General features: G+C 70.4%; 22 protein-coding genes and 1 pseudogene. 9 read left to right on the top strand and 14 right to left on the bottom strand.

The features are described 5' to 3' along the window. Positions 1-147: 147 nt before the first annotated feature. Together OG413_RS12730 and OG413_RS12725 are read right to left on the bottom strand one after the other, a co-directional pair. Positions 148-618, bottom strand: a complete 471-nt coding sequence (locus tag OG413_RS12730; RefSeq protein ID WP_266805185.1) for an ATP-binding protein — start codon at positions 616-618, stop codon at positions 148-150. A 196-nt stretch (positions 619-814) separates the two neighbouring features. Further along, positions 815-1,168, bottom strand: coding sequence for an STAS domain-containing protein (locus OG413_RS12725; protein WP_003967428.1), 354 nt, complete (start codon positions 1,166-1,168; stop codon positions 815-817). 78 nt (positions 1,169-1,246) lie between these two features. On the opposite strand from OG413_RS12725, the gene OG413_RS12720 reads away from it, so the two are divergent. Further along, positions 1,247-3,760, top strand: a complete 2,514-nt coding sequence (locus OG413_RS12720) for a DEAD/DEAH box helicase (protein ID WP_266805184.1) — start codon at positions 1,247-1,249, stop codon at positions 3,758-3,760. Positions 3,761-4,021: 261 nt separating this feature from the next. On the opposite strand, the pseudogene OG413_RS12715 reads toward OG413_RS12720, so the two are convergent. The 7 genes and pseudogenes from OG413_RS12715 to ssd all read right to left on the bottom strand — a co-directional run. Then, positions 4,022-4,369: pseudogene (locus OG413_RS12715) on the bottom strand (Rv3654c family TadE-like protein); the annotation flags it as partial. Positions 4,370-4,515: 146 nt separating this feature from the next. Further along, entirely contained in the window at positions 4,516-4,920 is a 405-nt protein-coding gene (locus OG413_RS12710) for a TadE family type IV pilus minor pilin (protein WP_266805183.1), read from the bottom strand. Further along, the gene (locus OG413_RS12705; RefSeq protein WP_266805181.1) at positions 4,907-5,095 is read right to left on the bottom strand and encodes a DUF4244 domain-containing protein; all 189 of its coding nucleotides are present in this window, start codon (positions 5,093-5,095) and stop codon (positions 4,907-4,909) included. The genes OG413_RS12710 and OG413_RS12705 overlap by 14 nt, the downstream gene beginning before the upstream one ends. A gap of 216 nt (positions 5,096-5,311) precedes the next feature. Then, entirely contained in the window at positions 5,312-6,130 is an 819-nt protein-coding gene (locus OG413_RS12700; protein ID WP_266805179.1) for a type II secretion system F family protein, read from the bottom strand. Beyond that, a complete protein-coding gene (locus tag OG413_RS12695; protein ID WP_266805177.1) occupies positions 6,127-6,999 on the bottom strand; it encodes a type II secretion system F family protein in 873 nt (290 codons plus the stop codon). The genes OG413_RS12700 and OG413_RS12695 overlap by 4 nt, the downstream gene beginning before the upstream one ends. Then, entirely contained in the window at positions 6,996-8,144 is a 1,149-nt protein-coding gene (locus tag OG413_RS12690) for a TadA family conjugal transfer-associated ATPase (RefSeq protein WP_266805176.1), read from the bottom strand. The genes OG413_RS12695 and OG413_RS12690 overlap by 4 nt, the downstream gene beginning before the upstream one ends. Continuing rightward, entirely contained in the window at positions 8,141-9,277 is a 1,137-nt protein-coding gene (gene ssd / locus OG413_RS12685; RefSeq protein WP_266805174.1) for a septum site-determining protein Ssd, read from the bottom strand. The genes OG413_RS12690 and ssd overlap by 4 nt, the downstream gene beginning before the upstream one ends. Positions 9,278-9,777: 500 nt before the next feature. Here ssd and OG413_RS12680 point away from each other — a divergent pair, with 500 nt between their 5' ends. Continuing rightward, positions 9,778-10,620 (top strand): HAD family phosphatase, encoded by an 843-nt coding sequence (locus tag OG413_RS12680; protein WP_266805173.1) that lies wholly within the window; start codon positions 9,778-9,780, stop codon positions 10,618-10,620. Positions 10,621-11,054: 434 nt separating this feature from the next. Here OG413_RS12680 and OG413_RS12675 read toward each other — a convergent pair whose 3' ends face one another. After that, the gene (locus OG413_RS12675) at positions 11,055-11,879 is read right to left on the bottom strand and encodes an oxidoreductase (RefSeq protein ID WP_266805171.1); all 825 of its coding nucleotides are present in this window, start codon (positions 11,877-11,879) and stop codon (positions 11,055-11,057) included. Between the two features lie 102 nt (positions 11,880-11,981). Here OG413_RS12675 and OG413_RS12670 point away from each other — a divergent pair, with 102 nt between their 5' ends. Next, complete coding sequence (locus OG413_RS12670; protein ID WP_266805169.1) at positions 11,982-12,977, top strand: ATP-binding protein; 996 nt, start codon at positions 11,982-11,984, stop codon at positions 12,975-12,977. Between the two features lie 108 nt (positions 12,978-13,085). On the opposite strand, the gene OG413_RS12665 is transcribed toward OG413_RS12670, so the two are convergent. Continuing rightward, positions 13,086-14,465, bottom strand: coding sequence for a hypothetical protein (locus OG413_RS12665; protein ID WP_266805167.1), 1,380 nt, complete (start codon positions 14,463-14,465; stop codon positions 13,086-13,088). Between the two features lie 284 nt (positions 14,466-14,749). Here OG413_RS12665 and OG413_RS12660 point away from each other — a divergent pair, with 284 nt between their 5' ends. The 6 genes from OG413_RS12660 (at position 14,750) to OG413_RS12635 (ending at position 23,172) form a co-directional block, all read left to right on the top strand. Next, positions 14,750-17,410 (top strand): SulP family inorganic anion transporter, encoded by a 2,661-nt coding sequence (locus OG413_RS12660; protein WP_266805166.1) that lies wholly within the window; start codon positions 14,750-14,752, stop codon positions 17,408-17,410. A 222-nt stretch (positions 17,411-17,632) separates the two neighbouring features. Continuing rightward, complete coding sequence (gene acs, locus OG413_RS12655) at positions 17,633-19,630, top strand: acetate--CoA ligase (protein ID WP_266805165.1); 1,998 nt, start codon at positions 17,633-17,635, stop codon at positions 19,628-19,630. Positions 19,631-19,904: 274 nt separating this feature from the next. Then, positions 19,905-21,311 (top strand): Na+/H+ antiporter NhaA, encoded by a 1,407-nt coding sequence (nhaA, locus tag OG413_RS12650; RefSeq protein WP_266805163.1) that lies wholly within the window; start codon positions 19,905-19,907, stop codon positions 21,309-21,311. A gap of 39 nt (positions 21,312-21,350) precedes the next feature. Beyond that, the gene (locus OG413_RS12645) at positions 21,351-21,881 is read left to right on the top strand and encodes a phage holin family protein (RefSeq protein WP_266805161.1); all 531 of its coding nucleotides are present in this window, start codon (positions 21,351-21,353) and stop codon (positions 21,879-21,881) included. Further along, positions 21,878-22,852 carry an alpha/beta fold hydrolase gene (locus tag OG413_RS12640; protein WP_266805159.1) on the top strand — a complete coding sequence of 325 codons (975 nt, stop codon included), beginning with the start codon at positions 21,878-21,880 and terminating at the stop codon, positions 22,850-22,852. The genes OG413_RS12645 and OG413_RS12640 overlap by 4 nt, the downstream gene beginning before the upstream one ends. A gap of 104 nt (positions 22,853-22,956) precedes the next feature. Next, the gene (locus tag OG413_RS12635; RefSeq protein ID WP_266805158.1) at positions 22,957-23,172 is read left to right on the top strand and encodes a hypothetical protein; all 216 of its coding nucleotides are present in this window, start codon (positions 22,957-22,959) and stop codon (positions 23,170-23,172) included. A 178-nt stretch (positions 23,173-23,350) separates the two neighbouring features. Here OG413_RS12635 and OG413_RS12630 read toward each other — a convergent pair whose 3' ends face one another. The 3 genes from OG413_RS12630 to nth all read right to left on the bottom strand — a co-directional run bounded on the left by OG413_RS12630 (position 23,351) and on the right by nth (position 26,496). Further along, complete coding sequence (locus tag OG413_RS12630) at positions 23,351-24,556, bottom strand: MarP family serine protease (RefSeq protein WP_266805156.1); 1,206 nt, start codon at positions 24,554-24,556, stop codon at positions 23,351-23,353. A gap of 90 nt (positions 24,557-24,646) precedes the next feature. Then, positions 24,647-25,324 carry a CoA pyrophosphatase gene (locus tag OG413_RS12625; protein ID WP_266805155.1) on the bottom strand — a complete coding sequence of 226 codons (678 nt, stop codon included), beginning with the start codon at positions 25,322-25,324 and terminating at the stop codon, positions 24,647-24,649. Positions 25,325-25,650: 326 nt separating this feature from the next. Further along, positions 25,651-26,496 (bottom strand): endonuclease III, encoded by an 846-nt coding sequence (nth, locus tag OG413_RS12620; protein ID WP_266810103.1) that lies wholly within the window; start codon positions 26,494-26,496, stop codon positions 25,651-25,653. Positions 26,497-26,511: the final 15 nt, after the last annotated feature.

The raw sequence follows: 26,511 nt of genomic DNA, 5'->3' as shown, positions 1-26,511 counted from the left end.
ACAGGACGCACGGGAGGCCACACAACCGGACGGACCGCAGGGCAGCAGGCAGCGCGGGACAACCGAGCGGCGCGGGATCTCACCGAGCGGCTGCGGGATCAGGGGCACGGATCAAGCCAGCCACACGGCCCCCGGCCCCCGCCCGTGTCAGGGAAGCACCGTCGCGTGGGCCGTGGGCCAGCTCATGCGGATCACTCCGCCGTTGGCGCCCGACCGGACTTCCACGTCGTCCACCAGCCCGCTGATGACCGCGAGACCCATTTCGTCCTCGCCCTCACCGTCGGGCCCGGGATCGGGTTCGTCGAGGCCCACCTCGGGCGTGGCGCCGACTCCTCCCGGTACGCCGGTGGCGGAGACGCTCCCGGGGCCGGGAACCTCGTCACCGACCTCGATCGAGAACGTCTTGTCCTCATCGGTCAGCACGACGCTGACCGGAGAGGTGATGCCATGACTGCGATGCAGCCCGACGGCGCGGCTGCACGCCTCGCCGACCGCGAGTCTGACCTCGTCGAGCACCGCCTCGTCCACTCCGGCCCTGCGCGCCACGGCGGCTGCCACAAGGCGGGCCGTCCTGACATGTTCAGGCTGAGCGCTGAAGCGGAGTTCAACGGTGGCCATGTGATCCCCCTCGAACGTTCGGGCGTGCGTCTCAGGGGCCCGGGCGTGCCGCCCGGTACCCCTGCTCTCCTCCTCCGGAAGCCGACGAAGCCGACAGCCGACCAAAGGTCGACCGCCTGCCCGTCACGGCCTGCCTGCTGCCGCTGCCGGTCCGTCACTGCCTGCCTGCCGACCGATCGGTCGACCTGCGCCGACGTCAGTCGGTGGCCGCGACAGCCTCGTCGACCGTGGTGTGAATCGGGAACACCTTGGTCAGACCTGTGATCCGGAAGATCTTGAGAATGCGCTCCTGGTTGCAGACCAGGCGCAGCGAGCCCTCATGGGCTCGGACACGCTTCAAGCCACCCACGAGCACGCCGAGGCCGGTGGAGTCGAGGAAGTCGACACCTTCCATGTCGACAACCAGGTGGTAGCTGCCGTCATTCACCAACTCGACCAACTGCTCGCGCAGCTTGGGCGCGGTATACACATCAATCTCGCCACCGACCTCGACGACCGTACGGTCGCCACCAGGGCCGGACACATTGCGAGTCGACAGGGACAGGTCCACGGATCCTCCAGCACCTTGCTATCGAGCGGTCGCCCCTCGGTCTCCCCGACGGAGCCAGGGGACGGATCGCCAGCCGCGATGGCATTCAATCACTTACCAGCAGCCATGCACGACGCCTTGGGACCATTGTCCGTCACGCCAGTGACACACTCGGTGCCGATGGCCAAGAATCACCGCCCCAGTCGACCACCCGAGAGCGGGGACTTCCGCCCCCCTCCCGCCATGATCCTCGACCGGCTCGCCGCAGGGGCGGGCCGGGCCGCGCGCATCACTCATACGGAGCACTTGCCCCCGCGTACGGGAACCCATGCCATCTGGCCGGATCGTATCCGGCCAGAAGTGATCGCGGCGATTCAGAAAATCGGAATCGACCATCCGTGGGCGCACCAGGCCGCCGCCGCCGAGCACGCCCTCGACGGTGAATCCGTCGTGATCGCCACCGGCACGGCGTCCGGCAAGTCGCTCGCCTACCTGGCCCCGGTCCTCAGCGCCCTCCTCGACGGCTCCGAGGCCCCCAACGGCCGGGGGGCGACCGCGCTGTACCTCGCCCCCACCAAGGCCCTCGCCGCCGACCAGCGACGCTCGGTGAAGGCGCTCACGGCACCCCTCGGCAACGCGATCAGGCCCGCGGTCTACGACGGGGACACCCCCGTCGAGGAACGCGAGTGGGTGCGCCAGTACGCCAACTACGTCCTGACCAACCCCGACATGCTGCACCGCGGAATCCTTCCGTCCCACCCCCGCTGGGCCTCCTTCCTGCGCGCCCTGCGCTACGTCGTCATCGACGAGTGCCACACCTACCGCGGCGTCTTCGGCTCCCATGTCGCCCAGGTCCTGCGCCGCCTGCGCCGCCTGTGTGCCCGCTACGGCGCGCATCCGGTCTTCCTCCTCGCCTCCGCCACCGCGGCGGAGCCCTCGGTCGCCGCCGGCCGCCTCACCGGCCTGCCGGTCAAGGAGGTCTCCGACGACGCCTCGCCGCGCGGCGAGATGGTCTTCGCCCTCTGGGAGCCCCCGCTGACCGAGCTGCACGGCGAGAAGGGCGCCCCCGTACGCCGCACCGCCACGGCCGAGACCGCGGACCTCCTGACCGACCTGACCGTCCAGGGCGTCCGCTCGGTCGCCTTCGTACGCTCCCGGCGCGGCGCCGAACTGATCTCCGTCATCGCCAAGGAGCGCCTGGCCGAGGTGGACCGCACGCTGCCGAAACGGGTCGCCGCCTACCGCGGCGGCTACCTCCCCGAGGAGCGCCGCGCCCTGGAGCGCGCCCTGCACTCCGGTGAACTGCTCGGCCTGGCCGCCACCACCGCCCTCGAACTCGGCATCGACGTCTCCGGCCTCGATGCCGTCCTCATCGCCGGCTATCCGGGCACCCGGGCCTCCCTCTGGCAGCAGGCAGGCCGCGCGGGACGCTCCGGGCAGGGCGCCCTGGCCATCCTCATCGCCAGGGACGACCCACTGGACACCTTCCTGGTGCACCACCCCGAAGCGCTGTTCCAGCAGCCCGTGGAATCGACCGTCCTGGACCCCGACAACCCGTACGTCCTCGCCCCGCACCTGTGCGCCGCGGCGGCCGAGCTCCCGCTCACCGAACCCGACATCGTGCTCTTCGGGCCCGCCGTGCCCGAGCTGCTGCCGCAGCTGGAAGCCGCGAAGCTGCTGCGCAAGCGGGCGTCGGGCTGGCACTGGACCCGCCGCGAGCGGGCCGCCGACCTCACCGACATCCGGGGTGAGGGCGGCCGTCCCGTCCAGATCGTCGAGGAGGGCACCGGCCGCCTGCTGGGCACCGTCGACGAATCGGCCGCTCACACCGCCGTCCACGAAGGCGCCGTCCACCTCCACCAGGGCCACACCTATCTGGTCCGGCAACTGGATCTGGAGGACTCCGTCGCCCTCGTCGAGGAGGCTGTCCCGCCCTACTCCACGACCGCCCGCGACACCACCGCCATCGCCGTCCTGGAGACCGACACCGAGATCCCCTGGGGCGACGGACGGCTCTGTTACGGCTCCGTGGAGGTCACCAACCAGGTCGTCTCCTTCCTGCGCCGCAAACTGATCACCGGGGAAGTCCTGGGCGAGACCAAGCTCGACCTGCCTCCCCGCACCCTGCGCACCCGCGCCGTCTGGTGGACGGTCACCGAGGACCAGCTCGACGCCGCCCGGATCAACCCGGAGATCCTCGGCGGCGCCCTGCACGCCGCCGAACACGCGTCCATCGGCATGCTCCCGCTCTTCGCCACCTGCGACCGCTGGGACATCGGCGGTGTCTCGGTCCCGCTCCACCCGGACACCCTGCTGCCGACGGTCTTCGTGTACGACGGCCATCCCGGCGGTGCGGGATTCGCCGAGCGGGCCTTTCACACCGCCCGTACGTGGCTGACCGCGACCCGCCAGGCCATCGCGTCCTGCGAGTGCGAGGCGGGCTGCCCTTCCTGCATCCAGTCCCCCAAGTGCGGCAACGGCAACGAGCCGCTCCACAAGCGGGGCGCCGTACGTCTGCTCACCGAACTCCTCAGGGCCGCACCTCCCGACCCCGGAGAACCGAAGGCGGCGGAAGAGCCGGATGAGCCCAACGAGCCGAAGACGGCGGGATAGGCGGCCTGGACACAGCAGCGGGAGGCCGAGTCGACCCGCCAGGGTGCTCAGCGCACTGAGGAGCCGCAGGACGCCGCGACAACGCTTCTGAGGGCGTGGGCGACATTCACGGCCTCGGAGACGGCCGAGGAGCGGCAGACAGCCACACAGGCCCCCCAGTGCCCGCAAGGACCCGCCCAGGCCCGCGGAGCCCGCAGGACCCGCGGGGTCCACCAGACCCGCGGGGTCCACCAGACCCGCGGGGTCCACCAGACCCGCAGGACCCGCAGGACCCGCAGGACCCGCCCGGGACCTGGCCTCGGGTCGGTACGGGCCGAAGCTCGCCCGCGCCGTCACATCAGCCACCTCCCCCCGCACCGCGCACCGCACCACCACCGTGTCCTGTGCCCCGGCCACCTGCTTCGCCGCCCCGCACGCCGCCACGGTCCCCAGGAGCGCGCGGTCGGCCGCCGCGAGGGCCGCCAGGTCCGCCGCCCCGCCGGCTCTGTGCCGTGCGGCCACCGCCTGCCCCAGCGCCAGCACGATCGCGAACACCGTGCACAGGGACGCCGTGGTGATCGCCACCCACACCGTCGCCACCCCCCGGTCCCCGCACCTCGCCCTCCTCACCCTCCTCGCCCTCCTGACCCACCGCCTACCGGCCCTTCTCCCGGCCATCCTGCGGAACACCGCCCCCGCGGCTCCGCCCCGCCGCTCGCCGGGCGTCCCAACGGCCCCCTTCGTGCCCGGCCCCGTCGCGGCCTCGGGCGGCCCCGTCACGGCGCAGCCCCCACCGTGTCCTCCGCCAGCGCCACGGCCTCGGCGCTCAGTGTCAGGGCCAGTGCGCCCGGACCCGGAGTCGGCGCCTCCACCCGGACCCGCCACAACTCCCCCGCTCGCTCCACCCCGACCCGGGCCCGGTCCGGCGCCGCGCCACGGGCAGCCGCCAACACCGCCGCCTCCGGCTCCGAACGGGCAGCCGCCCGCGCCCCCGCCCGCGCCGCGTCCACGCACCGGATCTGTGCGGACGCCGCCACCAACGCCCAGACCAGGGCCATGGCGAACGCCACCAGCACGGGAATGACCACGGCCGCCTCCGCCGTCACCGCGCCCCTGTCCGGACGCCACGCACGCTCCCGCACAGCCGATCGGCCTTCCGGTCCGGCCTCAGAACTTCGCATCGAGCGCGTCCTTGATCAATGACTGCATGGCCGACAGCACGGGCCCGCTGTTGACCACCTTGTAGAGCACGGCCGCGAAAGCGCAGGCCGCGATGGTCCCCACCGCGTACTCGGACGTCGTCATCCCTCGATCGGACCGGACAAGCCGGCCCGACCACCGTGCCGACCACCTCACCGGCCACTCCGGAGGCCACTCCACCGACCGCGTGCGGCACAGAGCACCGGATACCCATTCCATGACGTTCTTGTTCATTTCAACCCCCGGTTGACAGCGATATGGAGCGGGCGCTCGAAGTGACACCCGCGAAGATCCGAGAAGTTCACGCCCCTCCGGCTTGGCCGAAGGGCCTGCCCGAGGAGAAGCAGCCCAGGAACAGTCCCGGGAGAGGCGCTAGCCGCCGCCCGCCAGCCCGGCCGCCAGACCGATCACCACGGGCGCCACCCCGACCGCCAGAAACGCGGGGAGGAAGCAGAGCCCGACCGGCGCGGTGATCAGCACACCCGCCCGCTGCGCGCGTGCCACCGCCGCACCGGCCCGCTCGGCACGTATCGTCTCGGCCAGCCTGGCGACCGGCTCCGCCGCCGGAGCCCCGGTCGCCCCGGCCCGGTACAGACAGCGGGCCAGCGGCCCGGCACCCGGCATGTCCCCGAACCGGCCCCATGCCAGGGACGGTTCACCGCCCAGTCGGATTTCCGCCGCGGCACGGGCCAACCGGTCGCCGACCGGACCGCCCATCGACTCCCCGACCGCCTCCGCCGCGTCCCGAGGCCCCGCCCCCGCCGCGATGCAGGCAGCCAACAGATCGGCCGCGAGCGGGAGTTGCCGAGAACTCTGGACGGAATCCTCACCCGGGGCGTCCGGCCGAGGTTTCGGCCGGAACCGCAGCCGGCGCCAAGTCCCGTACGCGGCAGCCAAACCGGTCACGCATCCCAGAACCCCGCCAACCAGGATCCACCCGGCCGCGAGAGCCCCCAGCGGTGCCGCCCACCGCCTCAGCCGGCTGCGGTCGCCGGTCAGGCCCATCCACCCCACCCGGCCCCACCAGCGCCCCCGCCCCCCGGCGTCGAGGGCCAGCAACACCGCTCCCCTGCCGCGAACCACCCGCTCCCGCCGCCACCCAGCCCACACGAGGGCCAGATACACGGCCGCGCCCACCGTCGCCCCCAATGCGCCCAGGTCATGGGGAACTTCACCGGTCACCACGTTCATGCCGCCTCCCCTCCCCGTACGATCCGGCCCGCCCAGAACAGCCCTGTCGCCTCCAGCAGTCCGCCTGCCGCCAGGCACACCAGCCCGCCCGGACTGTGCAGCAGAACCCCCAGCGGGTCCGCCCCGAGTGCCGCGCCCAGCCCCAGACCCGCCACCGGAAGCAGTGCCAGCACCACCACCGTCGACCAGGCGCCCGCCAGTTGGGCCCGCAGCTCCTCCCGCCGACGCCGCTCGGCCCGCAACGCCCCCTCAAGGCGGTCCAGACCGGCCGCGAGCCCGGCCCCGCCGTCCACCGCCACCCGCCAGCACGCCGCCATTCCGGCCAGCCCACCCAGGCCCGGCCCGTCCGCCGCCTTCCTCAACGCATCCGGCACATCCCCTCCGAACCGCGCAGCCGCCAGCACCGCGGCCTCCGCCCCACCCAGTGCCCCGCCCAACGCCACCGCGTCCCGCGCGGCGACCAACAACGCCTGACCCGGCTCCCGCCCCGCGCGCAACTCCCCCACCACCGCACCGCACAGCGCGGTCACCGCCTCCGCCCCCCGTTCCCGCGCCCGTCGCCGGGACCGCCCCCTCAGCCACCGCCGCACCGACGGAACCGCCACGGCCCCCGCCGCCAACGGCAGCACCGAAGCCCCCAGCACGGCGAGCAGCACCGCCACCGGCACGCACCACCACTCCCGCCGCCCCAGGACGAACGCCCGCACCGCGGTGAGTCCCGCCCACGGCCGCCGAGGCACCACCGCCTCGTCCACGAACAGCACCCGCGCCCGCCGCACCCCCGGGTCCTGCGCCGCGGCCAGCCACGCCGCCGACCCCGCGCAGACCGCCATCGCGTGCGCCGCGTACGCCGAAGCCCCTCCGGTCATGGCGCACCCCCGATCAGCGCCCCCAAGCGCTCCCAGCCCCGCTCCCGCACGAAGCCGTCGGCACCCCAGCGCAACGCCGGAACCGTCAGCACCAGCCCCGCCGCATCCCGCTCCAACACATGCACCTCGGCGATCCGCCGCTGCCCGGACCGGTCCCGTACGAGATGGACCACCACCGAGAGAGCGGCCGCCAACTGACTGTGCAACGCCACCCGATCGAGCCCCGCAGCCGTCCCCAACGCCTCCAGCCGGGCGGGTACGTGCTCGGCCGCGTTCGCGTGAACAGTGCCGCAGCCACCTTCGTGACCTGTGTTCAGCGCGGCCAGCAGGTCGGTCACCTCGGCTCCGCGCACCTCCCCGACCACCAGCCGGTCGGGGCGCATCCGCAGCGCCTGCCGCACGAGATCCCTCAGGGTCACCCGCCCCGCACCCTCCTGATTCGCGGGGCGGGACTCCAAGCGCACCACATGCGGGTGGTCGGGCCGCAGTTCCGCAGAGTCCTCGGCAAGCACGATCCGTTCGTGTGCGCCGACCGCTCCGAGCAGGCTTGCCAACAGGGTCGTCTTCCCGGCCCCCGTCCCCCCGCTGATCAGATAGGAGATCCGGGCCTCCACCAGCGCCCGCAGAACCCGGTCGCCGCCCGGCGGCACCGTCCCCGCCTCGACCAGCTCCGCCACGGTGAAGGCCCGGGGCCGCACCACGCGCAGCGAGAGGCACGTCGAGCCGACGGAGACCGGTGGCAGAACGGCATGCATCCGGGTCCCGTCCGGCAGCCGCGCGTCCACCCACGGGCGGGCATCGTCCAGCCGCCGCCCGGCCACCGCCGCGAGCCGCTGCGCAAGCCTCCGTACCGCCGCCGCGTCCGGGAAGAAAATCCCCGTCAGTTCGAGCCCGCTGCCCCGGTCGACCCACACCCGGTCCGGCGCGGACACCAGCACGTCGCTCACCGCCGGGTCCGCCAGCAGTGGCTCCAGTACTCCGGTGCCGACCAGCTCGCCTCGCAACAGCGCTGCCGTACCCAGCACTTCCGCGTCACCCAGCAACCGCCCCTGAGCCCGCAGTGCGGCGGCCACTCCGGCGGGCGTGGGGGCCGCACCGCTGCGCGCCAGTCGCTGCCGTACCGCGTCGAGCAGCGCTTCCGTCATGACGCACCTCCCCCGGGCAGGCCCGCCGCCAGGCTGCCGCCGCCCGTGAGGTCCGCCCGGTCCCAGAACGCCGTACAGAACCGGGACAGTGGTCCACGCGCGCTGCCGCCCGGTGGCGCGCCCCCGTCCTGGGCCGCCAGCAGCCCCGATTCCAGCGGAAGTTCACCCACGAGGGGCAGGCCGAGCGCCTGTGCGACCCACCGTTCGTCCAGGCCCGCCGCATAGGGCCCACGGGTCACCACCCGAAGGTCGCCCAGCACCATTCCGGCCATCGACGCCACCCGCTTCGCCGCCGCGACCGCCCTCAGCTCACCGGGGACCACGAGCAGACCGAGGTCCAGCTGAGCCAAGGCCTCCGCAACCCCTTCGTCGACCCTTCGCGGCAGATCCACGACGACCACCCCACCGAGCCGTCGGGCGGCGGCGAGTACGGCCTGCATCGCCTGCGCCGGGATGACCACCTCGTCGTCCCGGCCCCAGCTGAGCACCCGTAGACCATGAAGTGCGGGCAGGGAATCCTCCAGTGCCCCACCGCCGAGACGACCCTTGGAATGAACGAAATCCGGCCACCGCATTCCTTCGGCCCGCTCTCCCCCGAGCAGCACATCGATGCCTCCACCCAGCGGGTCACCGTCGATCAGCATGGTCCGCCGACCCGACCTCGCCGCAGTCACCGCGAGGGCACAGGCCAGCGTGGATGCGCCGGAGCCGCCCCTTCCGCCGATCACCCCGACGGTGAGGGCGGGCCGGCCCACCCCTTCGACCGCATTGGCGATCTGGTCGACGAGCCAGCTCTCGGAATCGGGCAGCCTCAGCACATATTCGGCCCCGATCTCCACCGCCCGCCGCCAGACGTCCGGGTCGTCCTGGTCCCGCCCGACCAGCATCACGCCCCGCCTGCGGGCGGCACCGCGGCATCGCAGGGCCGCGTCGTCGCCCACCAGCACCATCGGCGCCTGCTCCCAGCCGCCCCGGCGCTCGGGCGGTCCGTGATGCACTTCCGGTTCCGCTCCGGCCGCCGCGCACAGCCGCAGCAGATCGTCGAGCAGCTCCATATCCTCGGTCACGATCAGCGGTCCGCCCCGCCGCCCTTCGATGTTCGGCAGACCTTCCCGTGCAAGCGATCCAGCCACGATCTCCGCCCCCTTCCCACTGCCCCTTCAGTGCGGTTCGCGGCGATCTCGGAGCGTTCCGAGATGCGCGATTCCGGAACCCGCGGACTTCGCGGGTGGAATCAACGTGCAACACCTCGGAAAAACATGTGGATCTTGCTGAAAAACTGTGGACAACTTCGGCGTTGTGAATAACTCCGTAGCTCATACCGGCGACTTCCGGAGCGCAGCGCTTCCGCTACACACTGTGACGAGGCATGGTGGACGGAGCACGGGCGAGAGAAGGGCCGTCGCGGCCGAGAGGGGGCGGAGAAGCTTGGATCCGAGCGTCAAAAACGGGTCCGGACATGCGACGACCCCCGCCGGGGGGGAGAGCGGGGGTCGTCCCCACGGCCGACTCGGGGGGGGAGGAGTCGGACCGGGTTAGCACGGTCGCGAACGATCCGTGACTTCCATGGTGTACCCGAGAGCCTTCTCAGGCAAACCCACGCGCCGGACTTTACGCCGAATGGTGGGCCCCTATGCTCAGCTTTGTGGAAAACTGCTTCTCGCCGCGTACAGCAGCCTTCTTTGACCTGGACAAGACGGTCATTGCGAAGTCTTCGACTCTGACCTTCAGCAAGTCCTTCTACCAAGGCGGACTGATCAACCGCCGTGCCGTACTGCGCACCGCGTACGCACAGTTCGTGTTCCTTGCCGGGGGCGCAGATCACGATCAGATGGAGCGGATGCGTGAATATCTCTCCGCCCTCTGCAAGGGATGGAACGTCCAGCAGGTCAAGGAGATCGTGGCCGAGACCCTGCACGAACTGATCGACCCGATCATCTACGACGAGGCGGCCACCCTCATCGAGGAGCACCACACCGCGGGACGCGATGTGGTCATCGTCTCGACCTCGGGTGCCGAGGTCGTCGAACCGATCGGCGAGCTGCTCGGCGCCGACCGGGTCGTCGCCACCCGGATGGTCGTCGGCGACGACGGCTGCTTCACGGGCGAGGTCGAGTACTACGCGTACGGACCGACCAAGGCCGAGGCGGTCAAGGCGCTGGCGGTGTCGGAGGGGTACGACCTTTCGCGCTGCTACGCCTACAGCGACTCCGCGACCGATGTACCGATGCTGGACGCGGTCGGGCACCCGCACGCGGTCAACCCGGACCGCGCACTGCGACGCGAAGCGACCCTCAGAGAGTGGCCGATTCTCGTCTTCGACCGCCCCGTCCGCCTCAAGCAGCGACTGCCCGCCTTCTCAATGCCGCCCCGCCCGGCACTCGTGGCCGCGGCGGCGGTCGGGGCGGCGGCCGTCACCGCAGGGCTGGTCTGGTACGCCAACCGCCGACGTACCGCCGGCGCGCTTCCCGCCTGACAGCCGACGTTCAACCGGCCACCCGATTCACCCTTATTTGAACCTAAAAGTAAAGAAGTGGGGCCAGGGGTTTCCCTTCCCTTGGTACCGGAGTACAAAGGAGTCAACGGCCCGCGAGACCAGGGACATCCGAGAGGATCACCTTTCACGCAGTAAGGCCCCACGGACCGAGCATGAAAGCCGAGCACCCACGCGACGTCGACCCGTCGATTACGGGCCAGCCGCACCAGGTGACGGGCAAAGTTCCCGACCTGATGGGCATATTTCGAGGACGCTTGGTAACTGGGCGGACGTGCCAGCGGCGGTACCGGTTTCGGTACCGCCGCAACCCGTTCCCCTGCCGTCCCGACCCCCGACACCACGCCCCGGCGAAACCACGCTCCGGCGCGCCTCTCGCCCCGCCCGACCGCCGAAGCGCGCGAAAGCATCCGTACCTACGCGGCGCCGCGCTGCAGCGCCTCGCAGACCGCGGTCGACTCCCTGACGCCCAGCTCGACCGCGCGTCCGCAGTGCGCGATCCAGGCGGCCATTCCCTCGGGCGTCCCCGCCGCATAGCCTTCGAACGCCGCGACATAGGCCGCCCGCCCCTGTTCCGCGTGGCCCACTTCGGCGGGGCAGATGGACTTCGGGTCCAGCCCGCTGCCGATCAGCACAATCCGCTCCGCCGTCCGTGCGACCAGGCCGTTGCGGGAGCCGAAGGGACGCAGGGCGAGCAGTTCGCCGTGCACGACCGCGGCGGTGACCAGCGCCGGGGCCGCACCACCCGCGATGATCAGCCGTGAAAGACCTTCGAGCCGCCCGGCCACCTCGTCGGCGCTCGGCAACGGCGCCTCGATCAGCGGCTCGTCAACGGGTTCACCGGCCAGCCGCGGGCGTCCGACCGCGTCATCGGGACCGGCTCCGCCGGCCGCCACCAGATGCAGCCGGGCGAGGACCCGCAGCGGCGACTGCCGCCAGATGGAGAGCAGTTGACCGGCCTCCGCGGTCAGCCGCAGCGCGGCCCCGACGGTGCGCGCCTCGTCCTCACCACGGAAGTCGGTGCGCCGGCGCACCTCCTCCAGATTCCAGTCGGCGCCGGCCAGCGCCGCCGAACCGCGGGAACCCCGCAGCGCCGCTTCGGCGGTGACCTCATTGCTGCGGCGACGCATCACGCGGTGACCGTAGACCCGGTCCACAGCCTTGCGTACGGAGTCCACGGCGTCGGTGACCCCGGGCAGGGCAGCGAGGGCGGCAAGCGGGTCTGAGGCAGTCGTACTCATAAGTAGCGAGGCTACGCGCCCCCTACACCCTTACCGCCTTGGAGTGGTCTTCTTCACGAACCATGGCAGCGGACCGCGCTCGTCCGACTACCCTAGGTGAACATGAAGATCGCTTTCGTCGGGAAGGGCGGCAGCGGCAAGACGACGCTGTCCTCGCTCTTCATCCGCCACCTCGCTGCCAATGAAGCCCATGTCGTCGCAGTGGACGCCGACATCAACCAGCACCTCGGAGTCGCACTCGGACTCGACGAGGAGGAGGCTGCCGCGCTGCCCGCCATGGGCGCGCAGCTGCCCCTCATCAAGGACTATCTGCGGGGCAGCAACCCCCGCATCGCCTCCGCCGAGACGATGATCAAGACGACGCCGCCCGGCGAGGGATCGCGGCTGCTGCGCGTCCGCGAGGACAACCCGGTCTACGACGCCTGCGCGCGTACGGTCCGGCTGGACGACGGGGACATCCGGCTGATGGCCACCGGCCCGTTCACCGAGTCCGACCTCGGTGTGGCCTGCTACCACTCCAAGGTCGGGGCGGTCGAGCTCTGCCTCAACCACCTGATCGACGGTCCGGACGAGTACGTCGTGGTCGACATGACCGCGGGGTCGGATTCCTTCGCCTCCGGGATGTTCACCCGCTTCGACATGACGTTCCTGGTCGCGGAACCGACCAGGAAGGGGGTGTCGGTGTACCGCCAGTACAAGGAGTACGCGCGGGACTTCGGCATCGCCCTGAAGGTCATCGGCAACAAGGTGCAGGGCCAGGACGATCTGAACTTCCTGCGCGCGGAGGTCGGCGACGATCTGCTCGTCGGGGTGGGCCACTCCGACTGGGTCCGGGCGATGGAGAAGGGCCGCCCGTCCCGGTTCGAGCTGCTGGAGGCGGACAACCGGATGGCGCTGCAGGCCCTGCAGGACGCCGCGGAGGATTCGTACGAACTGCGCGACTGGGAGCGCTACACACGGCAGATGGTGCACTTCCACCTGAAGAACGCGGAGAGCTGGGGCAACGAGAAGACGGGCACCGACCTGGCCGCGCAGGTCGACCCCGCCTTCGTGCTCGATGAGCATCACGCGGAGACAGGCATCGCGGCACCCGCGTAATCGTGACCGCCGGACCGGCCGGGAGAGCCCGGCCGGTCCGGCGTCCCGGGTATGCCGCGGATGCCCGTGCCAGGGCACCCGGGCCCGGAGTGATCGAAGCGAAGCGCCCTAACCTGCGGCCTGGTCCGCCGGCTTCGCGGGGGCGGCCCCGGCCTCACCCTTGCCTGCGGGCTTGCCGGCCTCACCCTTTTCCGCGGGCTTTTCCACACCCTTTTCCCCGGGCTTGGCGGGAGCGGTCCGGGCTGTGAGGTAGGTCGACCAGCCCTTCTTGGGCGCCTGGCCGACACCGAGAGTGGTGAGCTTGGCCAGTGCCGCCGGGTCCTGCGCGTCCAGCCAGTCGGCCAGCTGCCGGAAGGACACGCAGCGCACGCCTTCCTTGGTGCAGACGTTCTTGATGGTCTCCTCGATGGCACGCATGTACGTGCCGCCGTTCCAGGACTCGAAGTGGTTGCCGATGATCAGCGGGGCGCGGTTGCCGTTGTACGAGCGGTCGAATGCCTGGAGCAGACCGTCGCGCATCTGGTCGCCCCAGTACTCGTGCTGGTCCGGGTCGCCCTGGGTCGTACCGGACTGGTTGAACATGAAGTTGTAGTCCATCGAGAGAGTCTCGAAGTCGCGGCCCGGCACCGGGACGAGCTGGAGCGGAAGGTCCCAGACGCCGCCCTTCTTCTCGGGCCAGACCTGGTTGCCGACGCCGCTGGAGTCGTAGCGGAAGCCCATCGTCCGGGCAGCGGCGACCATGTTCTTCTGCCCTTCGAGGCAGGGGGTGCGGCCGCCGACGAGTTCCTTGTCGTAGTCGAAGGGCAGGGGCGCCTCCGCCTTGAGTTCCGGGGTGTTGGTCTTCCAGTTCTTGATGAAGGACTTGGCCTGGTTGATCTCGCTCTTCCACTCCTCCACGGACCAGGTCCCCACCCCGCCGTCCTTGCCGCAGAAGTGACCGTTGAAGTGGGTGCCGATCTCGTTGCCTTCCTGCCAGGCGGCGCGCACTTCGTTGAGGGTGTCGCGGATTCCCTCGGTGTCGTTGAAGCCGATGTCGGAGCGGCCCGCCGAGTGCTTGGGCGGGTCATAGAGGGCCTTCTTCTTCTCCGGGAGCAGGTACACGCCGCTGAGGAAGTAGGTCATGCTGGCGTTGTACTTCTTGGCGACACCGCGAAAGTGCGAGAAGAGTTTCTGGCTGTCCTCCCCCGCGCCGTCCCAGGAGAACACCACGAACTGCGGAGGCTTCTGACCGGGCGCCATGCGCTTGGCCGCCGGGAGCTTCGGCTGGACACCGGTGAAGGCGGTCGAGCCGTCCCCGATGAGCTTGACTGCGTTCTTGGGGGCGCCGCCAGGGCCTTTTTGCTTGGCCTCCTGGGCCTTCTTCTCGGCGCCGGAGCCGGGCGCCCGGGAACCGGTGTCACCGGATTCCGCACCGGAACAGCCCGCGAGTCCCGCGATCAGCGCCGTGGCCATGAGGCCCACGGCGATCCTCTTCGTGGCGGCCATCATCCGCCCACCCTCTTCCTTGCAGGTTATTTGCGTTGAAGTGCCGACGGCGCGGTCAAAGTCGCACGCAGCTCTGCAGGTCATCGGACGACAGGCCGTATGAAAAGCCGCTTATTCACTTGAATGGGTGGTTCGATGGACCATTTGCCCCAAATGCGAGACATGCGACTTTACTCTGCATTACGATTCGTTTACTGAGAGTTGAGAAATCCCGCCGCTGCACGCCGTGACCCACGGCCGCGTCCCCCACACCCCCGCGACCGCGCTGCCCCGGAGGAGACGGGAACATGTCTGCCTGCGTCCCCACTCGTCATGAACGCACCCCCGGCTCGCGCCCTCCCCGCGCCTCGGGAGTCAAGCGCCCCCACAGCCCGCCACCCGGCGGGCGCCGATTCCGTATCGCGGGCGCGGATGTGTCCGCATCGATCACTGTCTTCCTCATCGCCGTCCCGATGTCCCTCGGCCTGGCCGTCGCCATGGACGCCCCACTGGCGGCCGGTCTGGTCTCCGCGGCCATCGGCGGGATCGTCGCCGGACTGCTCGGCGGGACCCCTCTCCAGGTCAGCGGCCCGTCCGCCGGACTGACCGTGGTCACGGCCGAGTTGATCCAGATCTACGGCTGGCGCACCACCTGCGCCATCACCATCGGCGCCGGCCTCCTTCAAATCCTGCTGGGCTCGCTGCGCGCGGCCCGCAGCGCTCTGGCCGTCAGCCCGGCCATCGTCCACGGCACGCTCGCCGGTATCGGTGTGGCCATCGCCCTCGCTCAGCTGCACATCGTGCTCGGCGGTTCACCCCAGAGTTCCGCCATGGGCAACGCCCTCTCCCTTCCAGCGCAGTTGGCCCGGTTCAGTCCGGCCGCCCCGATGATCGGTGCGCTGACCATCGCCGTCCTGGTGCTGTGGCCACGGCTGCCGGGGCGTACCGGGAGAGCGGTACGGAGAGTTCCGGCCGCGCTCGCCTCGGTGGTGATCGCCACGGCGGTGGCCGCCGTCGTGACACCCCGGATCGCCCGGGTCGACCTGCCGTCCTGGCGCTCGCACGCTCTGGCCGAGCTGCCTCAGGGCCCCGTACTGGCCCTGGCCACCGCGGTGTTCACGGTGATGCTGGTGGCCAGTCTGGAGTCACTGCTCGCCTCGGTGGCCGTGGACAAGCTGGCCGCCGAACGTGCGGCGAACCAAGCCGACCGCGCGTCGGGCGAGGCGCCCTCCCCGCCCGTCCGGCCGGCCACCCAGGAGTCCGACCCGCCGCCCACCCAGACGGCCGCGCCGGACACACCTCGGTCCTTGCAGGAGGCCGCCGAACAGTCCGGTCAGCCGCCCGCACCCGTCCAACGTTCCGACCTCGACCGCGAGTTGCGCGGGCAGGGCATCGCCAATGCGCTCGCGGGACTGCTCGGCGGGCTTCCGGTGGCCGGCGGCGCGGTGCGCAGCTCGGCCAACGTACGGGCCGGGGCGACCAGCCGCGCCGCCACCGTGCTGCACGGCGTCTGGGTGCTGCTCGCGGCGGCGCTGCTCGTCACGGTGCTGGAATGGATCCCGCTGGCCGCGCTCGCCGCCCTGGTGATGTTCGTCGGCATCCAGATGGTGAGCTTCGCCCACATCCGCAACGTCCACAAACACCGGGAGTTCCTCGTGTACGGGGCGACGATCACGGGCGTGATCGCCTTCGGAGTGCTGAAGGGCGTGGCGATCGGCATCGCCGTGGCGGTGGCCGTGGCGCTGCATCGGCTGGCCCGTACCAGAATCACGGTGAGCGAGCAGGACGGGCGGCATCTGGTGATCGTGCGCGGTCAGCTGACCTTTCTGGCCGTTCCACGCCTCACCCGGACGCTCGGCCAGCTTCCGCAGGGGGTCGACGCGACCGTCGAGCTGGACGGGTTCTTCATGGACCACGGGGCGTACGAGGCCATCCAGGACTGGCGCACCGCTCAGCTCGCCCAGGGCGGCCGGATCGTCTTCACCGGCAGATCGGGCGGCCGCATCGCCGAGCCGGCCGCGGCGACGCATTCCTGCTGCCGTCCCTGGACCCCGTGGCGCAATCACCACTGCCAGGACCGGCCCACACAGCCCACCACCGCCGCCGACACGCTCCACGAGCCCGGCACCGGCGCCCTCGGGAACACGGTCGGCGCGGGCGTCACCGGATCCACCGACGGCACCGCGTCCACGATGCGCCCGACCGGGGCCCAGCGTCTGCTCAACGGCCTCAGCTCGTTCCAGCGCAATACGGCACCGCTGGTGCGCGAGGAGCTGGCCAGGCTCGCAGCCGAGGGACAGCGCCCCTCCCAGCTCTTCATCACCTGCGCCGACTCCCGCCTGGTCACCAGCATGATCACGTCCAGTGGCCCGGGTGACCTCTTCACCGTGCGCAACGTCGGCAACCTGGTGCCCACGCCGGACATCCAATCCCCGGAGAACGGCGACGACTCGGTGGCCGCGGCGATCGAGTACGCGGTGGACGTGCTGAGGGTCGAGTCCATCACCGTCTGCGGGCACTCCGGCTGCGGGGCCATGCACGCCCTGCTCAACGCCGGTCCCGAGACCCCCAGGACCCCGTTGTGGCGGTGGCTGCGGTACGGGCTGCCGAGCCTGGAGCGGATGGCGTCCCGCCATCATTCCTGGGCGCGGATCTCCGGCCGGCTGCCCACCGATGCGGTGGAACAGCTCTGTCTCACCAATGTGGTCCAGCAGTTGGAGCATCTGCGGGCGCACGAGGCAGTGGCGCGGCGGCTCGCCGAGGGCACGCTGCAGCTGCACGGCATGTACTTCCATGTCGGCGAGGCGCAGGCGTATCTGCTGACCGAGGGGTCCAGTTCCGGTACGGGGCCCGACGAGGTCTTCGACCGGGTCGGGCCGGGTGCCGATCCGGATATGCCGAACGACCCGCCCCACACCCCGTTCATCGACCCCTCCGGTCCGGACGAGTTGGAACGTACCCACGTCTGAACCGGACACACCCCCAGTCCGTGAGACCTTGTGATCCCGCTTCCCGCAAGGACAACGCGTTGCCCCTGGGGCTCGCGCGGTGCCGTGAGGTGCCCGTGAGACCCCATGAAGGAGCCGTGCGAGGTCATTGCCGGGAGCGGGATCGTGCCTCCATACACGAAGACACAGGTCTAAACCAATTCCCGGCAGACACTTGTCACCTGGCCCTTGGCCTGATGAGCTATGCCCCGGGACACAACGGACACCCTGGGACTGGGAGAAGTCGTGAGCAACGAAAGCCTGGCCAACCTGCTTCGGGAAGAGCGGAGATTCGCGCCGCCTGCCGAGCTGGCCGCTGACGCCAACGTCACAGCAGAGGCGTACGAGCAGGCCGAGGCGGACCGGCTGGGCTTCTGGGCCGAGCAGGCCCGTCGCCTGACCTGGGACACGGAGCCGACCGAGACGCTCGACTGGAGCAACCCGCCCTTCGCGAAGTGGTTCGCGGACGGCAAGCTCAACGTCGCGTACAACTGCGTGGACCGCCACGTCGAGGCGGGCAACGGCGACCGGGTCGCCATCCACTTCGAGGGTGAGCCCGGCGACAGCCGCGCCATCACCTACGCGGAACTGAAGGAAGAGGTCTCCCGCGCCGCCAACGCCCTCACCGAACTCGGTGTCGGCACGGGCGACCGGGTCGCCGTCTATCTGCCGATGATTCCCGAGGCCGCGATCGCGATGCTGGCCTGCGCCCGCATCGGCGCCGCGCACTCGGTGGTCTTCGGCGGCTTCTCGGCCGACGCCATCGCCGCCCGCATCCAGGACGCGGACGCCAAGGTCGTCATCACCGCCGACGGCGGCTACCGCCGCGGCAAGCCCTCCGCGCTCAAGCCCGCGGTCGACGACGCCGTCTCCCGTATCGAGAGCGTCGAGCACGTCCTCGTGGTCCGCCGCACCGGTCAGGACACCGCGTGGACCGAAGGCCGCGACATCTGGTGGCACGAGATCACCGCCAGGCAGTCGGCCGAGCACACCCCCGAGGCCTTCGAGGCGGAGCAGCCGCTCTTCATCCTCTACACCTCGGGCACCACGGGTAAGCCGAAGGGCATCCTGCACACCTCGGGCGGCTACCTCACCCAGGCGGCGTACACCCACCACGCGGTCTTCGACCTCAAGCCGGAGTCCGACGTCTACTGGTGCACCGCCGACATCGGCTGGGTGACCGGACACTCGTACATCGTCTACGGTCCGCTGGCCAACGGCGCCACCCAGGTCATGTACGAGGGCACGCCCGACTCCCCCCACCAGGGGCGTTTCTGGGAGATCGTGCAGAAGTACGGCGTCACGATCCTCTACACCGCGCCGACCGCGATCCGTACGTTCATGAAGTGGGGTGACGACATCCCCGCCAAGTTCGACCTGTCGTCGCTGCGCGTCCTCGGTTCGGTCGGTGAGCCGATCAACCCCGAGGCATGGATGTGGTACCGGAAGCACATCGGCGCCGACAAGTGCCCGATCGTGGACACCTGGTGGCAGACCGAGACCGGCGCGATGATGATTTCGCCGCTGCCGGGTGTGACCGAGACCAAGCCGGGAAGCGCCCAGCGCGCGCTGCCGGGCATCTCCGCCACGGTCGTCGACGACGAGGCGCGGGAAGTGCCGGACGGCGGGGGCGGCTATCTCGTCCTCACCGAGCCGTGGCCGTCGATGCTCCGCACCATCTGGGGCGACGACCAGCGCTATCTCGACACGTACTGGTCGCGCTTCGAGGGCAAGTACTTCGCGGGCGACGGGGCGAAGAAGGACGAGGACGGCGACATCTGGCTGCTCGGCCGGGTGGACGACGTGATGCTCGTGTCGGGGCACAACATCTCGACTACCGAGGTCGAGTCGGCCCTCGTGTCGCACCCCTCGGTCGCCGAGGCCGCCGTGGTCGGCGCGGCCGACGAGACGACGGGACAGGCGATCGTCGCGTTCGTGATCCTGCGCGGTTCGGCGACCGCCTCCGACGAACTGGTCGCGGAGCTGCGTAACCACGTCGGCACCACGCTCGGACCGATCGCCAAGCCCAAGCGGGTGCTGCCGGTGGCCGAGCTGCCCAAGACCCGCTCGGGCAAGATCATGCGCCGCCTGCTGCGGGATGTCGCCGAGAACCGCGAGCTGGGTGACGTCACCACGCTCACCGACTCCTCGGTGATGGACCTGATCCAGACGCAGCTGCCGGCCTCCTCCTCCGAGGACTGACAGCCCGCCACGTACCTGGACCGTTCACGCGTCGACGGCCAGGACGTACCGAGAGACATCTGTACGTACGACCCCGATGGGCATCCGGCAACGCGCCGGGTGCCCATCGGGCATTTAGGGTGAAAATCACTGGATACGGTTTCCGGCCCCCCAGGTACAGTGGTCGCTGCGTCAACAACGCAATAAGAAATTTCCAAAGGGTGTGCCGGGAAGTCTGGTCGGCAAGTGCATCAGCCATGCCATCGCTGCCGTACCGACCCGGAGGTTCCCACTCGTGGCCGCGCCCACCCCCGCACCCCCGTCCCCCCGCCGCACCCTGCTCGGCCGTCTTCCGCTGCCCGAGCGGAACTATGTCGCGGAAGCACTGCGTACCGAGACGGTCGGCGGCGTCATCCTGCTGGTCGCCGCCGTCGCGGCCCTCGTCTGGGCGAACACCTTCCAGGCCAGCTACGAGACGATCAGCGACTTCCACTTCGGTCCCGAGGCGCTGGGCCTGAACCTCTCCGTGGCGCACTGGGCGGCCGACGGGCTGCTCGCCGTCTTCTTCTTCGTCGCGGGCGTCGAACTCAAGCGTGAACTGGTCGCGGGCGAACTCCGGGACCCCAAGGCGGCCGCCCTCCCGGTGGTCGCGGCGGTGTGCGGCATGGCCGTGCCCGCACTGGTCTACTTCCTGACCACGTCCCTCGGCGGCGGGTCCACGGACGGCTGGGCCGTCCCCACGGCCACCGACATCGCGTTCGCTCTCGCCGTACTCGCGGTCATCGGGACCTCGCTGCCGTCCGCCCTGCGCGCCTTCCTACTGACCCTCGCCGTCGTCGACGACCTCTTCGCGATCCTGATCATCGCGGTCTTCTTCACGGACAGCATCGATTTCATGGCGCTCGGCGGAGCCTTCGCCGGACTCGCCGTCTTCTACGTGCTGATCCGCAAGAGGGTCCGGGGCTGGTACATCTACATACCACTGGCCCTGGTCATCTGGGGCCTGATGTACAACAGCGGCGTCCACGCCACCATCGCCGGTGTCGCGATGGGCCTGATGATGCGCTGCACCAGGCGCGAGGGCGAGAAGCACTCCCCCGGTGAGCACATCGAGCATCTGGTCCGCCCGCTGTCGGCCGGGCTCGCCGTGCCGCTGTTCGCGCTCTTCTCAGCCGGTGTCTCCCTCAAGGGCGACGCGCTCGCCGGTGTCTTCACCCGGCCCGAGACGCTCGGTGTGGTCCTCGGACTGGTCCTCGGCAAGACCGTGGGCATCTTCGGCGGCACCTGGCTCGCGACCCGTTTCACCAAGGCGGAGCTGAACAAGGACCTGGCCTGGGCGGATGTCTTCGCAGTCGCCTCGCTCGCCGGAATAGGCTTCACCGTTTCGCTGCTCATCGGCGAACTCGCCTTCGAGGGCGACACGGAAATGGTCAACGAGATCAAGGCAGCCGTACTGATCGGCTCCCTGATAGCGGCCGTAGTCTCCGGTGTACTGCTCAAACTCCGGGTACGCAGATACCAGGCCCTGTACGAGGCGGAGGAGCTCGACGAGGACCAGTCCGGCGTGCCCGACATCTACGAACAGGACGACCCGGAGTATCACCTGCGGATGGCCGTGATCCACGAGAGGAAGGCGGCCGAGCACCGCCGTCTGGCCGAACTGGCGGGGGCAGCGCGCAACAAGCCGGACAGTCCGGCATGATCTGACATCGGATGTGTTGAAGAGGAGAGGGAGTCAGGGATGAGCGACCCCGGCAACTACGCGGGCAGCGCGGACCGCAGTCTCGGGCAGCTGGTCGCCTCGGCGACGGCCGAGATGTCCGCGCTGGTGCACGATGAGATCGCCCTGGCCAAGGCCGAGGTACGACAGGACGTCAAGCGCGGCGTCATCGGCAGCGTGGCCTTCATCGTCGCGGGCGTGCTGATTCTGTTCGCGCTGCCCGTACTGAGCTTCGCGGCCGCGTACGGGATCCATAACCTGGGGCTCGGACTCGCCTGGTCGTTCTTGATCGTGGGCGGCGCGTTCATTCTGCTGGCGGTGCTGCTGGCACTGATCGCGATCGCCAAGTTCAAGAAGGTCAAGCCGCCGGAGAAGACGATCGCCTCGGCCAAGCAGACCGCCGCCGTGCTCCAGGCCGTCAAGCCGCACCCCCGGCCCTCGGTGGAGGCCGACGCGATCCTGCGGCGCTCCGGCAGCACCCTGGCGGACAAGGCCGTCGAGAACCGCCCGGGTAAGGACAAGGCCGACGCTGTGGCACGCTCGTCCACATGACGGTCCCCGATTCCAGCCCATTCGGTCCGGCAGGCTCGTCGAGTCCGTCCGGTACCGGTAGTCCTGTACGTCTCGACGGCCCCTGGACCCACCGCGACGTGGCGGCCAACGGTGCGCGCTTCCACATCGCGGAGATGGGCGACGGGCCGTTGGTGCTGCTGCTGCACGGCTTCCCGCAGTTCTGGTGGACATGGCGCCACCAGCTGACCGCACTCGCCGACGCAGGTTTCCGTGCAGTGGCCATGGACCTTCGCGGAGTGGGCGGCAGCGACCGCACGCCCCGTGGATACGACCCCGCCAATCTGGCGCTCGACGTCACCGGCGTGATCCGCTCGCTCGGCGAACCCGACGCCGCACTGGTCGGCCACGACATGGGCGGCTATCTCGCGTGGACGGCCGCGGTGATGCGGCCGAAGCTGGTGCGGCGGCTCGTGGTGTCGTCGATGCCGCATCCGCGCCGCTGGCGCTCGGCGATGCTCTCCGACTTCTCGCAGTCCCGGGCGGGTTCGTACATCTGGGGTTTCCAGCGGCCGTGGCTGCCGGAACGTCAGCTCGTCGCGGACGACGCGGCCCTGGTGGGCCGTCTGATCCGGGACTGGTCAGGGCCGCGGACCGCGGACTTCCCCGACGAGGAGGCCGTGAACGTCTACCGGCGTGCCATGTGCATCCCGTCGACGGCGCACTGCGCGATCGAGCCGTACCGCTGGATGGTGCGGTCCATGGCGCGGCCGGACGGTATCCAGTTCAACCGGCGGATGAAGCGGCCGGTACGCGTACCGACGCTGCACCTGCACGGGTCACTCGATCCGGCGGTCAGGACGCGGAGTTCAGCGGGGTCCGGCGAGTACGTCGAGGCGCCCTACCGTTGGCGACTTTTCGACGGTCTCGGGCACTTCCCCCACGAAGAGGATCCGGTCGGCTTCTCGACCGAACTCATCAACTGGCTCAAGGATCCCGAGCCCGACCGGTAGCACCGGGGCGCAGCCGTCGGCGAACAGCCAATTGCCTGCCGCATAGGCCAATTGGCTGACTCCCACACGATTACCGACCTTGGGTCACGGGCAGACGTCGGGGTATGGGCTGGACGCACGACTTCACTGACGAAGCACGCAACCGCCGCTCCACCGCGACAGCCGGTGTGGGCACTCACGAGGGGGGCGGCCCTCAGGGCCGGCTGCACGATACGCATGACGTTCACCATCTCCGTACCCATCACCGGCTCGGGATTCCGCGCATTCTCCGCCGTCGGGCCCGCTGGGTCTCGGCGCGGCTGCGTCACCCGCGCAGCTGATCGCGGAGATGGCTCAGCGGCACTCCGACAGCGGGCCGCCCGCTCCGACTGACTGACCGGACCACGAGGCCCGGCGGCCACGGGGCGGTGGGTCCGGCGGTCACCGGGCGATGCGTCCGACAGTCAGGGGCGACGGCTCCGGCGGTCAGGGGCCGCGGCTCCGGCCGGCAGCCCGGACTCAGAGCGCGCAGCCCTGGCTGTCGACCTGCTGGTTGGCGGTACGGCCGCGCGCGATGTCCTGGCGGATCTCGTCCGCCGTCAGCGCGTAGCCGGTGTCCGGGTCATCGAGCGACTTGGCGAACACCACTCCGTACACCTTTCCGTCCGGAGTGAGCAGCGGCCCGCCGGAGTTTCCCTGGCGCACGGTCGCGTAGAGCGAGTACACATCACGGCGCACGGTGCCCCGGTGGTAGATGTCCGGGCCGTCGGCGTCGATGCGGCCACGTACGCGGGCGGAGCGCACGTCATAGGCGCCGTTCTCCGGGAAGCCCGCGACGATGGCGCTGTCGCCCGTCTCCGCGTCGTCGTCGGTGCCGGTGAACTTGAGCGGCTCGGCCCGAAGGTCCGGGACGTCCAGTACGGCGATGTCGCGCTGCCAGTCGTAGAGGACGACCTTCGCGTCGTACAGCCGTCCCTCGCCGCCGATCTGGACGGTCGGCTCGTCGACGCCGCCGACCACGTGCGCGTTGGTCATCACGCGGCGGTCGGAGAAGACGAAACCGGTGCCTTCGAGGGCCTTGCCGCAGCTCGGTGCCATGCCCATGACCTTGACGATGGACTTCTTCGCGCGCGCGGCCACGGGGCTGCCGGCCAGGGCCGGGTCCGGGGCCTTGACGTCGGTGATCGGCTCGTTGGCGAAGGGACTGAAGACCTGCGGGAAGCCCTTCTGCGCGAGGACCGAGGTGAAGTCCGTGAACCAGGTGGACGCCTGGCGGGGCATCACCCGGGAGACGCCGAGCAGGACCGAGGAGCTGCGGACCTCCTTGCCCAGCGTCGGCAGCGACGTACCGGCGAGCGCGGAGCCGATCAGCCAGGAGACCAGCAGCATCGCCACCACGTTGACGAGTGAGCCCCCGGTGGCATCCAGGGCGCGCGCGGGCGACCAGGTGATGTGCCGACGGAGTCTGTTGCCCAGGTGGGTGGTGAATGCCTGGCCGACCGAGGCACACACGATCACGATGACGACCGCGACGATGGCGGCCGTGGAGGAGACCTCGGACCCGTCGGTCGCCCGGTCCCAGATGAGCGGCAAGAGGTAGACGGCGACGAGTCCGCCGCCGAGAAAGCCGATCACCGAAAGGATGCCGACGACGAAACCCTGGCGGTAGCCGATGACCGCGAACCACACGGCGCCGACCAACAGCAGGATGTCCAGCACGTTCACCGTCTATAGCCTCGCAGATTCGTCACCTGGCCCGTCCGTACGACGGGGTCCGGACCGGGCCCGGAACAGCGCAGCAAGGGGGTCAGCCTGTCATGCACGCCAGTCGAGCGGCACCTGCTTGGCTCGGTCCCACGGGCGTTCCCACCCGGCGTAGTGCAGGATCCGGTCGATCACTCCGGCCGTGAAACCCCAGACCAGGGCGGATTCGACCAAAAATGCCGGTCCTTGGTGGCCACTCGGATGAACGGCTGTCGCCCGGTTGGCCGGGTCCGTGAGATCCGCCACGGGAACCGTGAAGACGCGCGCGGTCTCGGCCGGATCCACCACCCCGACCGGGCTCGGCTCCCGCCACCAGCCGAGCACGGGAGTCACGACGAAGCCGCTGACCGGGATGTACAGCCGGGGCAGCACGCCGAAGAGTTGGACGCCCCGCGGATCGAGCCCGGTCTCCTCCTCGGCCTCCCGCAACGCGGCCCTGAGCGGCCCGGTCGTCGCCTGGTCGCCGTCCTCGGGGTCCAGGGCGCCGCCGGGAAAGGACGGCTGTCCGGCATGGGAGCGCAGGGAGCCGGAACGCTCCATCAGGAGCAGCTCGGGACCGCGCTCCCCGTCACCGAAGAGGATCAGGACGGCGGACTGCCGTCCCGCGCCGCTCTCGGGTGGCAGAAAGCGGCTGAGCTGCTGGGGCCGTACGGTGCGCGCCGCGTCGGCGACGGGGTCGAGCCAGCCGGGCAGACCGCCACTGGTGACGGCCATCGCGCTGTCGGTCATCGTGCTGACGACGGATCTCGTGCGCGGTCCGTTCCCTGTGTCCGGCCCGTACGCCGTGCGCGGTCCGCCCGCCGGGCGCGGCGCGTTCCGTGCGTCCGGCCCGTTCGCCGGGCGCGGCGCGTTCCGTGCGTCCGGTGCGGGCGACGCACCCTGCGTGTGTGTCGTGCTCTGTGCGTGCGTCATAGGCACCCCCGTCGCTTTACAACGCCTGTCGTCGGCCATTTCGTTCCGAGCCATTCCGTGGGGAGGGTGCTTTCCTCATGTGGCGCTGCCAGTTGTGCGGCGCCGTATCCCCCGCGGGCCCGTCTCCGGTGCGGCTCTGTCACTCATCCGGCCCCCAGGGCGGGTGCGGGCTTGCCCGGGTAGTCCGCGGGCGGGCTGAGCCGCTGGCCCGGATAGCCGCCCATCTCGTACTTCAGGAGCTTCCTGGCCTTCTCCGGGTCCGTCTCGCCCTCACCGTACGAGGGACAGAGCGGTGCGATCGGGCAGGCGCCGCAGGCGGGTTTACGGGAGTGGCAGATCCGGCGGCCGTGAAACACCACCCGGTGCGAGAGCATCGTCCACTCGCTCTTCGGGAAGATCGCGGCCACATCGGCCTCGACCTTCACCGGGTCCTCCTCCTCGGTCCACTTCCAGCGGCGGACCAGCCGGCCGAAGTGGGTGTCGACGGTGATGCCGGGGACACCGAACGCGTTGCCGAGCACCACGTTGGCGGTCTTGCGGCCGACACCGGGCAGCGTGACGAGGTCCTCCAGGCGACCGGGGACCTCACCGCCGAAGTTGTCCCTGAGAGCCGCGGACAGGCCGAGCAGCGACTTCGTCTTGGCCCGGAAGAAGCCGGTCGGCCGGATGATCTCCTCCATCTCCTCCGGGACGGCCGCGGCCATGTCCTCGGGAGTGGGGTAGGCGGCGAACAGCGCGGGAGTGGTCTGGTTGACCCTCAGATCGGTGGTCTGAGCGGAGAGCACCGTGGCGACGAGGAGCTCGAAAGGGTTACGGAAGTCCAGCTCGGGGTGGGCGTACGGATAGACCTCGGCGAGCTCGCGGTTGATCCGGCGGGCCCGGCGGACCATCGCGAGGTGCGATTCCGGTTTCGGAGTCTTGGAGGCCTTGGGAGACCTGACGGCCCCGGGAGTCGTGGAGGTCTTCGGCTTGGCCGACTTCGGTGCGATCGACTTCGATGTGGT

It is taken from the genome of Streptomyces sp. NBC_01433 (genome assembly GCF_026340105.1).
GTDB lineage: Bacteria > Actinomycetota > Actinomycetes > Streptomycetales > Streptomycetaceae > Streptomyces.
This window is presented reverse-complemented; position numbering and strand designations above follow the sequence as displayed.

Bases quoted from the DNA above. Each gene is read 5' to 3' on its own strand.
- OG413_RS12670 (WP_266805169.1), top strand. From the start codon at position 11,982: ATGAAGATCGCTTTCGTCGGGAAGGGCGGCAGCGGCAAGACGACGCTG.
- OG413_RS12700 (WP_266805179.1), bottom strand. From the start codon at position 6,130: ATGAACGTGGTGACCGGTGAAGTTCCCCATGACCTGGGCGCATTGGGG.
- OG413_RS12675 (WP_266805171.1), bottom strand. From the start codon at position 11,879: ATGAGTACGACTGCCTCAGACCCGCTTGCCGCCCTCGCTGCCCTGCCC.
- OG413_RS12625 (WP_266805155.1), bottom strand. From the start codon at position 25,324: ATGACCGACAGCGCGATGGCCGTCACCAGTGGCGGTCTGCCCGGCTGG.
- OG413_RS12720 (WP_266805184.1), top strand. From the start codon at position 1,247: ATGGCATTCAATCACTTACCAGCAGCCATGCACGACGCCTTGGGACCA.
- OG413_RS12665 (WP_266805167.1), bottom strand. From the start codon at position 14,465: ATGATGGCCGCCACGAAGAGGATCGCCGTGGGCCTCATGGCCACGGCG.
- OG413_RS12695 (WP_266805177.1), bottom strand. From the start codon at position 6,999: ATGACCGGAGGGGCTTCGGCGTACGCGGCGCACGCGATGGCGGTCTGC.
- OG413_RS12730 (WP_266805185.1), bottom strand. From the start codon at position 618: ATGGCCACCGTTGAACTCCGCTTCAGCGCTCAGCCTGAACATGTCAGG.
- OG413_RS12660 (WP_266805166.1), top strand. From the start codon at position 14,750: ATGTCTGCCTGCGTCCCCACTCGTCATGAACGCACCCCCGGCTCGCGC.
- OG413_RS12640 (WP_266805159.1), top strand. From the start codon at position 21,878: ATGACGGTCCCCGATTCCAGCCCATTCGGTCCGGCAGGCTCGTCGAGT.
- OG413_RS12635 (WP_266805158.1), top strand. From the start codon at position 22,957: ATGGGCTGGACGCACGACTTCACTGACGAAGCACGCAACCGCCGCTCC.
- OG413_RS12710 (WP_266805183.1), bottom strand. From the start codon at position 4,920: ATGCGAAGTTCTGAGGCCGGACCGGAAGGCCGATCGGCTGTGCGGGAG.
- OG413_RS12645 (WP_266805161.1), top strand. From the start codon at position 21,351: ATGAGCGACCCCGGCAACTACGCGGGCAGCGCGGACCGCAGTCTCGGG.
- acs (WP_266805165.1), top strand. From the start codon at position 17,633: ATGCCCCGGGACACAACGGACACCCTGGGACTGGGAGAAGTCGTGAGC.
- OG413_RS12680 (WP_266805173.1), top strand. From the start codon at position 9,778: ATGCTCAGCTTTGTGGAAAACTGCTTCTCGCCGCGTACAGCAGCCTTC.
- OG413_RS12690 (WP_266805176.1), bottom strand. From the start codon at position 8,144: ATGACGGAAGCGCTGCTCGACGCGGTACGGCAGCGACTGGCGCGCAGC.